The organism is Dyella sp. A6 (genome assembly GCF_036320485.1).
Lineage (GTDB): Bacteria > Pseudomonadota > Gammaproteobacteria > Xanthomonadales > Rhodanobacteraceae > Rhodanobacter_A > Rhodanobacter_A aluminiiresistens.
This window is the reverse complement of sequence record NZ_CP132911.1, coordinates 2,713,327-2,725,865: the sequence shown is the minus strand read 5'-3', so window position 1 is coordinate 2,725,865 and position 12,539 is coordinate 2,713,327. Positions and strand designations below refer to the sequence as shown.

10 protein-coding genes are annotated in these 12,539 nt (G+C 65.4%); all 10 read left to right on the top strand.

The features are described from left to right. The 10 genes from RA164_RS12300 (at position 1) to RA164_RS12255 (ending at position 12,503) form a co-directional block, all read left to right on the top strand. Positions 1 to 1,233: an ABC transporter permease gene (locus tag RA164_RS12300; RefSeq protein ID WP_329741140.1), complete on the top strand. Its 1,233-nt coding sequence runs from the start codon at positions 1 to 3 to the stop codon at positions 1,231 to 1,233. Between the two features lie 44 nt (positions 1,234 to 1,277). Further along, positions 1,278 to 2,600, top strand: coding sequence for an ABC transporter permease (locus RA164_RS12295; RefSeq protein WP_329741139.1), 1,323 nt, complete (start codon positions 1,278 to 1,280; stop codon positions 2,598 to 2,600). 11 nt (positions 2,601 to 2,611) lie between these two features. Beyond that, a complete protein-coding gene (locus RA164_RS12290; RefSeq protein WP_329741138.1) occupies positions 2,612 to 3,832 on the top strand; it encodes an ABC transporter permease in 1,221 nt (406 codons plus the stop codon). A 75-nt stretch (positions 3,833 to 3,907) separates the two neighbouring features. After that, positions 3,908 to 5,230, top strand: a complete 1,323-nt coding sequence (locus tag RA164_RS12285; RefSeq protein ID WP_329741137.1) for an ABC transporter permease — start codon at positions 3,908 to 3,910, stop codon at positions 5,228 to 5,230. A 10-nt stretch (positions 5,231 to 5,240) separates the two neighbouring features. Next, positions 5,241 to 6,485, top strand: a complete 1,245-nt coding sequence (locus RA164_RS12280; RefSeq protein WP_329741136.1) for an ABC transporter permease — start codon at positions 5,241 to 5,243, stop codon at positions 6,483 to 6,485. Positions 6,486 to 6,528: 43 nt separating this feature from the next. Further along, entirely contained in the window at positions 6,529 to 7,854 is a 1,326-nt protein-coding gene (locus RA164_RS12275) for an ABC transporter permease (RefSeq protein WP_329741135.1), read from the top strand. 10 nt (positions 7,855 to 7,864) lie between these two features. Beyond that, positions 7,865 to 9,100 carry an ABC transporter permease gene (locus RA164_RS12270; RefSeq protein WP_329741134.1) on the top strand — a complete coding sequence of 412 codons (1,236 nt, stop codon included), beginning with the start codon at positions 7,865 to 7,867 and terminating at the stop codon, positions 9,098 to 9,100. 76 nt (positions 9,101 to 9,176) lie between these two features. Beyond that, positions 9,177 to 10,526: an ABC transporter permease gene (locus RA164_RS12265; RefSeq protein WP_329741133.1), complete on the top strand. Its 1,350-nt coding sequence runs from the start codon at positions 9,177 to 9,179 to the stop codon at positions 10,524 to 10,526. Positions 10,527 to 10,537: 11 nt separating this feature from the next. Beyond that, the gene (locus RA164_RS12260; protein ID WP_329741132.1) at positions 10,538 to 11,770 is read left to right on the top strand and encodes an ABC transporter permease; all 1,233 of its coding nucleotides are present in this window, start codon (positions 10,538 to 10,540) and stop codon (positions 11,768 to 11,770) included. Between the two features lie 67 nt (positions 11,771 to 11,837). Further along, a complete protein-coding gene (locus RA164_RS12255; protein ID WP_329741131.1) occupies positions 11,838 to 12,503 on the top strand; it encodes a DUF4097 family beta strand repeat-containing protein in 666 nt (221 codons plus the stop codon). Positions 12,504 to 12,539 lie beyond the last annotated feature (36 nt).

The window sequence follows — 12,539 nt, the reverse complement described above, 5'->3', positions numbered from 1 at the left end:
ATGCCTATCCGGCCGATCCTTTCATCACTGCGGCGACACAAGGTTGCTGTCTGGTTGTTGGTCCTGGAGATCGCGCTGACCTGCGCCATCATCTGCAATGCCATCTTCATGATCGGCAACCGCCTGCACCGCATGCACATGCCGAGTGGCGTTGACGAACACGCATTGGTTCAGATCAAGCTGGCGGCGATCGCGCCCATTCCGGACATCTATGCACAGGCGCGCGAAGACCTTGCGGTGCTGCGTGGCGTTCCAGGTGCGCAAGCGGTGGCGCTCACCAACCAGATTCCATTCCAGACCTCGTCGTCTAACGTCAGCATCCGCACCAGTCCGTCGCAGGCCCACACCATTCTCAGCGCCTCCAGCTACTTCGGGGAGGATTTGCCGCAGACGATGGGGATGCGAGTGGTCGCCGGCCGCGATCTGCGCCCTGACGAATTCGTCGATGCGGGCATCGTGGTCAAGGACCTGGCGACGGGCGAAACGAAAGGCCTGCCCGCAGTCCTGTTGGTGACCCAGGCACTGGCGCAGCGCCTGTGGCCCGGCCAGAACCCGCTCGGAAAGCTGGTCTATGTCACGCCGACCCTGGGTCTGCGGGTAGTGGGCGTGCTGGCTCATCTGGCGCGTGCCAACCCCTACAACGATGCCGTTGCGCAGTATTCGGTGATCATGCCGCTGTTCATGGGTGCGGGCAGGGACCAGAGCTACATCATCCGCACCCGGCCGCAGGATCGCGAGCGCGTTCTGAAGGCCGCGGTGGCCGCCCTGAAGAAGGCCAACCCAGAGCGCGTGGTAATCGAGCAGCGCACCTTCGACCAGGTGAGGCAGAAGTATTTCGCCAACGACCGCGCGATGGCCGGCATCCTGGTCGGGGTGATCGTGGCGCTGCTGATCGTCACCGCGCTGGGCATCGTCGGCCTGGCCAGTTTCTGGGTGGGACAGCGTCGTCGCAGCATTGGCATCCGGCGCGCGGTCGGTGCGACCCGCGGTGACATCCTGCGCTACTTCCTCACCGAGAACTTCCTGCTGGCGAGCATCGGCATCGCGCTCGGCATGGTGCTGGCCTACGGCATCAACCTGTTCCTGATGACGCGCTACGAGCTGCCGCGCCTACCGGCGATCTATTTCCCGGTGGGCGCCATAGCGCTGTGGGCGATCGGTCAGCTGGCGGTGCTGGGTCCGGCGCTGCGCGCGGCGGCAGTGCCGCCGGTAGTGGCGACAAGGAGCGTTTGAATGCGCTTCCGCCGCATCAGTAAAACAAGCAAGGAGTGATGGGCATGCTGGCTTATTACCTGGATCTGGCCCTGCGCAGCCTGAAGCGCAACAAGGTGCTCACCGCACTGATGGTGCTGGCCATCGCGGTAGGCATCGGCGCCAGCATGACCACGTTGACCGTGGTGCATGTGCTGTCGGGCGATCCGCTGCCGGGGCGCAGCGCGCACATTTTCTTTCCGCAGGTGGACCCCACGCCGGCCAGCTGGGGCCGTGCCTCGCATCCGTTGGAGATGATGGATGAGCGTTCGGCGCTGGACCTGTGGAGCGCCCATCGTGCCGATCGTCAGGCGCTGATTGTGCAGAGCCCGGTGAAGGTCAGCGCGCCGGGCGTGGATCATGCACCGTTGATGCTGTCGATGCAGTCCACCACGTCGGACTTCTTTCCGATGTTCGATGTTCCGTTTGCCTATGGCGCCCCGTGGACGTCTGCGGATGACCAGGGGCGTGCACGTGTTGCGGTGATCTCGGCCGACCTCAACGACCGGCTTTTCGACGGCGGGGACAGCGTCGGCAAGACCATCCGCATCCGTGGCAGCGACGTGCGGATCGTCGGCGTGCTGAAACCGTGGCGACCGTCGCCAATGTTCTATGACCCGGAAGGCAGCGTCGACGGCAACATGACATCGAAGGGCAATTACGGCAGGCCGGAAGACGTGTTCATGCCTTTTTCCGCCAGCCTTGAAGTCAACGATGGCCATTTCTTCCAGTACACCTGCTGGGGCCAGCCGACCAGTCCCGGTCACCTGGAGCATTCGCCCTGTCTGTGGGTTGCGTTATGGGTCGAACTGGATAGCCCTTCGAAGGTCGCTGCCTATCGCGCCTTTCTCGGTGATTACGCGCGCCAGCAGAAAGCCATGGGACGTTTCGCGCAGACCGATACCCGGATGCTCGACCTGATGCAGTGGCTGCGCTTCGAACAGGTTGTGCCGAGTGACGTGACCCTGCAGATGTGGCTGGCTTTCGCGTTCCTGGCGATCTGCCTGTTCAACACGGTGGGCCTGTTGCTGGCCAAGTTCCTGCGCCGCAGCGGCGAGATCGGCGTGCGCCGCGCGCTAGGTGCATCGCGGCGCGAGATATTCACGCAATGCCTGATCGAGGCCGGCTTGATCGGCTTCATCGGTGGCGCCGGCGGCTGGCTGTTGAGCCTGCTTGGACTGTGGCTGGTGCGTCGGCAGCAGGCACCGTATGCCGACCTGGTGCACATGGACGTCGCGATGTTCGTGGTGACCTTCGCACTGTCAATCGCAGTGAGTCTGCTGGCAGGGGCGCTGCCAGCGATGCGTGCCAGCCGAATCACGCCTGCGCTGCAGTTGAAGACCCTATGAGGATGCCAGCCATGCAGATCCGACCCATTCTTGCCGCGCTGCGCAGACACAAGCTGGCGACCTTCCTGATTGCGATGGAGATCGCCCTGGCCTGCGCGGTGCTGTGCAATGCCTGCTCGATGATCAGCCATCGCCTCTCCGCGATGAATATAAACAGTGGCGTGGATGAAGCCTCGCTAGGCGAGATCGTGGTGACCGGCTTCGATCCTGCCCTGACCAACGACCTGAATGCGCGGATGCTTGCTGGCCTGCGTGCGATTCCGGGTGTCGAGTCGGTACATGTCGTGAATTCGGTGCCGTTCGGCCCGCAGGGATTCGTGGCCGGTACGACGTTCGATCAGGCAGGCAAGCACGATGCAGTGGTGACTGATTTCTACTTGGGTGGCCCCGGTACGCCAAAGGCGCTCGGGCTGAAACTGATTGCGGGGCACTTTCCTGCAGCGGCCGACTACCAGCCGGTGCCGGCGAAGAACTATTTCCCCAAGTCGTCGCGCATCGTGATCACGCAGGCGCTGGCCACGAAGCTCTGGCCGGGCGAGAACCCGCTGGGCAAGCAGCTCTGGGGAGGGCCGTATCAGTTTCGTGTCATGGGCGTTGTCGCCAGTCTGGCCGTGTCGCAGTACACGCAGTACGGTGCGCGAGGGGCCGAGTGGTGCGCGTTCGTGCCGGTGCAGCCTGGTGGTCCGCTTGCCGGTACGTACCTCATACGGGCGAATCCGGCGGTCCTGAATCGTGTGATGGTCGAGGCGCGCGCGGCCGTCAGGAAGATTGCACCCGACGCGGTGCTCGATTACCACAGCAGTCACACTGTTTCGTTCCTGCGCGAACGCTTCTTCAAGACCGACCGGGCGATGACCGGTCTGCTGGTGGGCGTGATCGTCGCGCTGCTTGGGGTGACCGCGCTTGGCATCGTGGGCCTTGCCAGTTTCTGGGTGGCGCAGCGGCGCAAGCAGATCGGTATCCGACGTGCGGTCGGTGCCACCTGCGGCGACATCCTGCGCTATTTCCTGACCGAGAACTTCCTGGTCGTCAGCTTCGGGGTCGTACTGGGCATGGCCGCGGCGCTGCTCATCAACCTGATGCTGATGAAGCTTTTCGAAGTGGACCGCATGCCGCTCTATTACCTGCCCATCGGCGCCGTGGCCTTGTGGCTGCTGGGGCAGCTGGCGGTGCTCGGCCCGGCGCTGCGTGCGGCACGCGTGCCGCCGGTGGTGGCGACGCGGTCGGTGTGACCGCCTGACGGATGGAGCGCCTTGCGACCCATGCGTGGGATCGCAAGGCGATGAAGGGATAAAGGAGAGGTACGAGTGCTGGGGTACTACCTGTCATTGGCGATACGCAGTCTGCGTCGCAGCCCGGGGCTGACGGCCCTGATGGTGCTGACCATCGGGTTCGGCGTCGGCGCATGCATGACCACCTGGTCGGTGTTCCGTGCGGTGTCGGGCGACCCAATTCCGGCAAAGTCGTCGAAGCTGTTCGTGCCGCAGATCGACACGTGGGGGCCGGCCGACCGTTCCGCCGATGGCGAGCCGCCGGACACGCTGGACTACACCGATGCACTGGCGCTGATGCGCGATCACCGGGCCACGTGGCAGTCGGCGATCTACCTGGTCGCTCCCGCCGTGCTGCCGACGGATGCCAGTCGTACGCCGATTCCGCTCAGCGGCTTCGCGGTGAGTGGAGAGTTCTTCCCCATGCTCGACGTGCCGTTCGAATACGGCAGCGGCTGGAGTCAGACCGACGACGCGCGGAACGCGCCGGTGGCGGTGATCAGCGCTGCACTCAACCGCAAGCTGTTCGGTGGCGCCGACAGTGTGGGCAGGACGATCAGCATGGACGGCCACGACTACCGCGTGGTCGGCGTGATGAAGTACTGGAACCCGCAACCGATCTTCTTCGACGTGGTCGATACCGGTGCCTTCGGCGGCGATGGGCCGGATGTCTTCCTGCCGTTCGGCACGGCGATCGCGGCGGACATGCAGAACGCTGGCAGCATCAATTGTCCGAAGGGGCGGACGCCCAGCGCGCCGGGCTTTGCCGGTCTGCGCCGATCGGTGTGCGTGTGGATTTCCTACATGGTGGAGCTGGACGATGCCGCCGCAGTGCGGCGCTATCGGGCGTACCTTGACGGCTATGCGCGCGAGCAGCGCCAGCTGGGCCGCTTCGACTGGGCGCCAGACAACCGGCTGCGCGACATCATGGCCTTTCTTGACCATGAGCATGTGGTGCCCGGCGATACCCGGGTGTCGATGCTGGTGGCGATCGGCTTGCTGGTGGTCTGCCTGGTGAACACGGTGGGCCTGCTGCTGGCCCGTTTCCTGCGACGCAGCGGCGAGATCGGCGTGCGCCGGGCGCTGGGGGCGTCGCGCATGACCATCGTGGTGCAGTTTCTGGTCGAGGCCTTCCTGATCGGTGCGGGTGGCGGTCTGCTCGGCCTGCTGTTCACCGGCATCGGCGTGCTTGGCGTGGGCCAGGTGCTGCCGATCTACCTGGCCGGTCTGGCGCGTGTGGATGCGGCACTGCTGCTCGAATCCATGTCGTTGGCCGTGACCGCCACCCTGCTGGCTGGTTGCTATCCGGCGCTGCGTGCCGCGTGCGTCGCACCCGCGTGGCAGTTGAAGAGCCAATGAGGGGCATGCGATGAGACTCCATCCGACCCTCGCCGCGTTGCGACGGCACAAGACCGGCGTGCTGCTGATCGCGTTGCAGGTGGCGCTGACGCTAGCCATCGTGTGCAACGCGGTCTTCATCATCGCGCAGCGTATCGAGCGCATGGAACGCCCCAGCGGCATCGTAGAAAGCGGATTGCTGCATATAGAGCAACAATGGCTGGATGCACCCCGGAGCGACAGTGCCGGAGCGGTCGAGAAGCTCGATGTCATGCAACGTACAGATCTCGCCACGCTTCGCGCGCTGCCCGGCGTACAGGAAGTGGCCGCATCGACCAGTTTTCCCATACTTGGAGTCATCTGGAGCGGCCAGTTGACCCGGTCGCTGACGCCGGGCGGGTTGAGCGTACATGTTGCCTATTACTATGGCGACGAGCAGCTGCGCTCCACGTTGGGTCTTCACTTGCTTGCGGGGCGCGACTTCACCGCTGGCGAGATCCTTCACCGCACCATCCGCGGCACCGCCGCCGCGCCGCTCGTCATTGTGGACAAGCCAGTGGCCGACAAGTTGTTCCCGCATGGCGATGCTCTGGGGAAGACGATCTACCAGGACGGCAAGCCGGCGGTCATCATCGGTATCGTCGGACGGCTGCAGACACCCAGGGTCAGCAAGTGGGTCGCAGGCTGGTCGTATAACTCGGTGCTGGAACCGGTACGGCTGGACGGTTCGTTCGTCAGCTACGCCGTGAGGGTGAAGCCTGGGCAGCAGAAGGCTGTGATGCGCGAGGCGCGCAAGGCGTTGTTTGCGGTAGATCCGATGCGCTGGATGCCGCGTAGCTGGGGTATCTGGCCGTTTTCGCGCATGCGTGCACGCGCCTATCGCGGCGACCGCGGCATGGCCGTGCTGATGGGCGCGATCAGTCTGATCCTGTTGTGCGTGACGGCGGCCGGCATTGTCGGCCTGACCAGTTTCTGGGTCGGCCAGCGCCGCAAGCAGATCGGCGTTCGGCGAGCCCTCGGCGCCACGCGTGCCGACATCCTGCGGCAGTTCCAGCTGGAGAACCTGTTCATCGTGCTGATTGGCGTGGCGCTCGGCGTGGTCCTGGCGCTGGCACTCAACCTGTGGCTGATGAGCCGCTACGAGCTGCAACGCCTGCCGCAGCTTTATCTGCTGGCCGGCGTAGCGGTGCTGCTGTTGCTGGGGCAACTGGCGGTGTTCGTGCCGGCACGGCGCGCATCCACGGTGCCGCCGGTGGTGGCGACGCGGTCGGTGTGATTTTCACGGAGCGCGGAGCGTTCCGACCAAAGGGAGTGGATGCATGTTCGACTATTACCTGCGACTGGCCCTGCGGCGATGCCGCCAGAATTTGCCGATGGTGCTACTGCTGATGTTGACCATGGCGGTTGGCATTGCCTCGTGCATGACGGCGATGACGATTTTCCGTGCCTTGTCCGGAGCGGCGCTGCCGGGTGTCAGTCCGTATCTATATGTGGCGACGATGGATGCGCGTGAAGCGCTCGACAAGGACGATCCTCATTACACGAAACCGGACAGCCTGCTGAAGCTGTCCGACGCCAAGGCCCTGGTGGATGCGCACCGTGCCGCGCTCCAGGTCGCGCTGTCGCAGAGCCTCACGCAGTTCGGCACGACCGACGGCAGGAAGTCCACCCAGGCGTACGGCCTGATCGCCTACGGCCCGGCGCTGCAGACCCTGGGTGTGCCGTTGCGCTATGGCAGGGCCTGGACCGCGGCCGAGCAGGCTTCCGGTGCGCCGGTGGTGGTGATCGACACGCACGTGGCGCACAAGCTGTTCGGCAAGGACAACGTGGTCGGTCGCAGTGTCACGCTGGGCAAGCGCAGCTTCCGCGTGATCGGTGTCTATGCACCCTGGAAGCCGCGCCTGCAGATCTTCAACCTGGGCCAGAACGCGGGCAGCTCACTGGGCCAGGACGAGAATTTCTTCGTGCCGGCACAGGCGTCGCTGGATGCGGGCGTCGGTCCGTTCTCGTCCGGCGAATGCGGCAAGGGCGGCGATACGCCGATGATCAGTTTCCAGACCGCGGCAGTGGCCCGGTGCCGCTGGATCGAGGCCTGGGTACGCCTGGATACGCCGGCTGCGGTCGCGGCTTACCGGCAGTTCCTGAGCAGCTATGCGAATGCCCAGCATGATGCGGGCCGCTTTGTTTATCCGCCACACGCGCAGCTGTACGGCACGCAGGCGTGGATGGCCTTGCACCATGTGATGCCGGACGACGTGAACCTGAACCTGATGCTGGCCGGCGGGTTCCTGCTGTTATGCCTGGTCAACGTGGCAGGCCTGCTGGCGGCACGCTTCCTGCGCCGGCAGAGCGACGTCGCCATTCGCCGTGCGCTGGGCGCGTCGAAGCGCGACGTGTTCGTCCAGCACCTGGTGGAAACCGGCCTGCTCGGCCTGGCTGGTGGCGTGCTGGCGCTGCCATTGACCTGGCTGGGCCTTTGGATCGTGCGCATGCAGCCGGTGAGCTATGCACGCGCCGCGCACTTCAGCCCGGGCGTGTTCGTGCTGTTGTTCGTGTTGTCGGTGGCGGTGGGCCTGCTGGTCGGCATCCTGCCGGCGTGGCGCGTATGCCGGCTGCCGCCGGCCCTGCAGATCAAGATCGCCTAGGAGGGCAGCCATGCGACACATCATCAAGCCACTGTTCCGTCATCGCATGATGCCGCTGCTGGTCGTGCTGCAGGTGGCGCTGGCATGTGCCATCGCCTGCAATGCGCTGTTCCTGTTGCAGCAGAAACTGGTGCCGATCGTGACACCAGACGGGGTTGGCCATCCGGCCCGGTTGATCGTGGCGTCGCGCATTGTGCCGCGCGGTGCACCCTGGTCGACCAGCCGTCTGTATGAGACGGAGCAGGCGCTACATGCGATCCCGGGGGTGACTTCGGTCAGCGTGGCGGCTTCGCTGCCGATGGAGGACAACGTGCGTGTGGGTGGCCAGGTGTTCGGCCAGGGGGCAGGGACCAAGGCCAATGCGGCGGTCTATATCGGCGACCACCTGGTCGACACCCTGGGGCTCCAACTGGTGGCCGGGCGCGACTTCAGTGCGGCCGAACAGGCCACGCGCTACAAGAACATCGGCGTCAGCAACAGTGGTCCCACCATCATCACGCAGGCGCTGGCCCGGCGCCTGTTCCCCGACGGGCATGTGCTGGGTCGGGTGATCCGCATCGGCGACATACCCGATGCCGGCCGACGCACCGTGGTTGGTGTGGTCGCGCACCTGATGCGCAATGTGATGAGTCAGGACGACCGCAGCGATATCGACTACAGCATGATGTTCCCAGGCATTCCGGGGCACTGGGCCATGCCTTCGTTCGGCGTTCGTGTGACGCATGCCGCGATGGCCCCGGCGGTGCTCAAGGCGGTCAAGACCACCATCCAGCAGGCGCTTGGCAGCGACATCGTGGTCGGCATCGAACCCAACTACCAGAGATATGCCGAGCTGCGCGACGCCATGCTGGCACGTCCCCGGGCGGCCGTGTGGCTGCTGTCGGGGGTCAGCCTGATCGTGCTGCTGGTTACCGTGGTCGGCGTGATGGGCCTGACCGGTTACTGGGTGCAGCAGCGCATGCGGCAGATCGGTATCCGTCGTGCACTGGGTGCGCAGCGCAGCCACATCCTGCACGACGTGCAACTGGAGAATCTGCTGGTGGTCGGTACGGGCATCCTGCTGGGCATGGCGCTAGCCTACGCGGTCAATCTGTGGCTGATGCACCACTACGAACTGAGTCGGCTGCCCTGGACCTACCTGCCATACGGCGCGCTGCTGATGTTGCTGCTGGGCCAACTGGCGGTGCTGTCGCCGGCGCTGCGCGCGGCACGCGTGCCACCAGTGGTGGCGACACGGTCGGTGTGAATGGGCGGGTCAGCGTGCCGAACGCTGCAAAAGCGGATTGACTTGCCGACGTTCGGGCAGGCGAAAGGAGAGCAGCATGTGGCATTACAACCTTGAACTGGCCGTACGCGGATTGCGGCGATTCCCCCGCAGCACGATGCTGGTACTGCTGACGGTGGCGCTCGGACTGGCGGCCTGCATGACCACGTTGACGCTGCTGCATATGCTGTCGGCCGATCCGTTGCCGGGGCGCAGCCAGAACCTTTACCTGGCCTGGGTCGATACGGTGCTGGCGAAGCCCATGGACAGTCACTCGGCGGCGATGGAGCTGAACCATGTGACCTTCGATACGGGCTACCACCGCATCAAACTGGCCGATGCGCAGGCATTGCTGGCGGCACACCGCGCCGTGCGGCAGACGGTGGTCGCCGATATGGAGGCTGACGAGATTTCCGGCGACGGTAGGCATGCGGAGCGTCAGCAGCTGATTCTGGCGACCACATCAGATTTCATCCCGATGTTCGGCGTCACCCTGCGCTACGGTCGCGACTGGACACCTGCCGAGGACGCCAACCGGACGCCGGTGGCGGTGATCGATACCGACCTGGCCACGAAGCTCTTCGGCACGCCCGATGCGGTGGGCCGTGATGTGCGTCTGAAGCACACGTTGTTTCGCGTGGTGGGAGTGATCCAGCCCTATGCGCCGCAGCCCAGTTTCTACGCACTGGATCACGGTGCGTACAGCAGCGACGGTGGCGAGAATCTCTATGCGCCCTATACCGCGGCGCTGGACGCGGGCCTGGTGCCGGACGATTCGGACGCCTGCGATGCGTCGTACAAGGCGTCGGCGACCCAGGCTGCCAATGATCCGCAGCATTGCGCGACGCTGGGGCTCTGGGTGCAGCTGGATACACCGCGACAGGTCGCAGGCTACCGCGCCTATCTGCAGGGTTATGTGCAGCAGCAGACGGCGCTGGCCGGCTTCGGCAAACCGCCGCGTTCGCAACTGACCGGCGTGGCCGACTGGCTGAAGCAGAAGAACGTGGTGCCGGACCGCGTGCGCCTGAACGTATGGCTGGCCGGGTCGTTCCTGCTGCTGTGCATGGTCAATGTCGCGGGTCTGCTGTCGGCGCGCTTCCTGCGCCGCAGCGGTGAAGTCGGCATACGCCGTGCGCTGGGTGCGCCGCGGCGGGCGGTGTTCCAGCAGCACGTGCTGGAGGCCGGACTGGTCTGCCTGGTCGGCGGGGTGCTGGCATGGCCGTTGACCCTGCTGGGACTGTGGATACTGCGCCAGCAGGGCGATGCCTTCTCTGGTCTGGCGCGCCTCGATCCGGCGATGTTCGGCGCCTTGTTCGGGCTGGCGCTGCTCGTCGGGGTACTGGTGGGCTTGTTGCCCGCCTGGCGAGTGGCGGTGGTTGAGCCGGGACTACAGGTCAAGAGCGAATAAGGAGGCTCGTCATGTCGCTGCGCATCCATGTTTCCACCTTGCGTCGGCATAGCCTGATGCCGCTGCTGGTGCTGCTGCAGGTCATGCTGGCCTGCGCGATCCTGTGCAATGTGTTGTTCCTGACCTGGCAGCAACTGGCGCCGATGCTCGCGCCCAGCGGGGTCGATACGGCTGATCTGGTGCTGGTCGATCACCTGCCTTCGCCCGGACGGCCCTGGACTGCCGCCGAAGTGCAGGCCGGCACCGAGGCGTTGCGCGAAGTACCGGGCGTGCGTGCCGTTAGCGCCGCAAATGGACTGCCGATGATCGCCAACTATCTCTATATGGTGGCCATGCAGGGACCGACGGGAGTCAAGCTCGGAGCGAATGGATACCAGGGCTACGACCTGCTGGATACGCTGGGACTGCAACTGGTCAGCGGTCGCAACTTCCGTCCCGATGAATATCGCGATATCGGTACGGACCAGGGCAAGGGGACGCTGGAGCCGGTGATCATCACTCAGTCGATGGCGCGCCAGCTGTTCGGCAAGGCGTCGCCGCTGGGCGGGGTGCTGCGCGCGCCCGGCGATCACAAGGACCCGGGCTGGCAGGTGGTGGGCGTGGTGCGTCATCTGCTGCGTAACCAGGTGGGCATGGCGACGCGCGGGCGTGCCGACAACACGGTGTTGCTGCCGCAACGCGTGGCCAAGACATCATGGCTGTTCTATGCGGTGCGGGTCGATCCGTCGATGCGCCAAGCGGCGCTGCGCGGTATACGCAAGGCGCTGCAGCGCCAGTTCGGCGCCCTGCTGCCGGTTGGCACGAAGCCGCGCGCGGAGTTCTATGCCGTACATCGTGCGGCGGTGTTCAAGAGTCGGCGTGCGGCACTGTGGATGTTCGCCGGGGTGGCACTGACCGTGGTGATCGTGACGGTGATCGGGATCATGGGGCTCACCGGTTTCTGGGTACAGAAGCGCACGCGGCAAATCGGCATTCGTCGCGCGCTCGGTGCGCGGCGGGTGGATATCCTGCGTTACTTTCTGGTCGAGAACGCCTTGATCGTGGGGCTTGGCGTGGTGTTGGGCATGGCGCTGGCCTATGTCGGCAATGCCTGGCTGATGCACGCCTACGAACTGAGTCGGCTGCCCTGGACCTACCTGCCATACGGCGCGCTGCTGATGTTGCTGCTGGGTCAGCTGGCGGTGCTGTCGCCGGCGCTGCGCGCGGCACGCGTGCCGCCGGTGGTGGCGACACGATCGGTGTGATGACGGGATCTGTGTGGAACACGACAATGCGCAAGCAAGGGAGATGGCGATGAGGGGACGGGTTCGAATGGGATGGCTGCTGGCCCTGGTGGCCTGCGGCGGGTGCACGATGCATATCGACCGGGCGACCACGGTGACGGCAGGCAGCTTGCCGCATCCGATCTACGCGGTGGACGGCGCGGTGCAGGTGCTGTCGCACGCGCATGCCGGCAAGATACGCAGCGTCGATGGCGGCGTGACGCTGGACGACTGGGCCACGGCGCATGCCATCAAGACGGTGGATGGCCGGGTCATGCTGGGTCGGCAATCGGTGTGCAGGGGCGTGCTGGCCAGTGTCGACGGCAACGTGACGCTGGCGCGTGGCGCGCGTGTGGGCGGCGACCTGCGCACTTACACCGCCAACGTGCAGGCGACCGACGCGCAGATCGGCGGTTCGATCCGCACGGTTTCCGGGCGGATCGAATTGCGCGGCATCACCCATGTCGCCGGCAGCATCCGGCTGGACAAGCCGAAACCCTCCACCAGTCCCGACGACGATGTCTGGAAGAGACTGCCGGTGCTGGTGATCGGCCCCGGCGTAGCCGTGGACGGCGCCATCGTGGCGCAGCGCGGCGGCACCCTGTGGGTGAGCCGGCACGCGCATATTGGCGCGGTCAGCGGCATCCGCGTGCAGTGGTTCGACGGCGCGGAACCGCCGCTCGCGGCTGCGGCGTCGCACGGCGGGGTTCTCTGATGCCGAAAGTCATGGCAACCTTTTTGGCCTGGGCTG

Bases quoted from the DNA above. Each gene is read 5' to 3' on its own strand.
- RA164_RS12300 (WP_329741140.1), top strand. From the start codon at position 1: ATGCCTATCCGGCCGATCCTTTCATCACTGCGGCGACACAAGGTTGCT.
- RA164_RS12290 (WP_329741138.1), top strand. From the start codon at position 2,612: ATGCAGATCCGACCCATTCTTGCCGCGCTGCGCAGACACAAGCTGGCG.
- RA164_RS12275 (WP_329741135.1), top strand. From the start codon at position 6,529: ATGTTCGACTATTACCTGCGACTGGCCCTGCGGCGATGCCGCCAGAAT.
- RA164_RS12265 (WP_329741133.1), top strand. From the start codon at position 9,177: ATGTGGCATTACAACCTTGAACTGGCCGTACGCGGATTGCGGCGATTC.
- RA164_RS12260 (WP_329741132.1), top strand. From the start codon at position 10,538: ATGTCGCTGCGCATCCATGTTTCCACCTTGCGTCGGCATAGCCTGATG.
- RA164_RS12270 (WP_329741134.1), top strand. From the start codon at position 7,865: ATGCGACACATCATCAAGCCACTGTTCCGTCATCGCATGATGCCGCTG.
- RA164_RS12295 (WP_329741139.1), top strand. From the start codon at position 1,278: ATGCTGGCTTATTACCTGGATCTGGCCCTGCGCAGCCTGAAGCGCAAC.
- RA164_RS12255 (WP_329741131.1), top strand. From the start codon at position 11,838: ATGGGATGGCTGCTGGCCCTGGTGGCCTGCGGCGGGTGCACGATGCAT.
- RA164_RS12280 (WP_329741136.1), top strand. From the start codon at position 5,241: ATGAGACTCCATCCGACCCTCGCCGCGTTGCGACGGCACAAGACCGGC.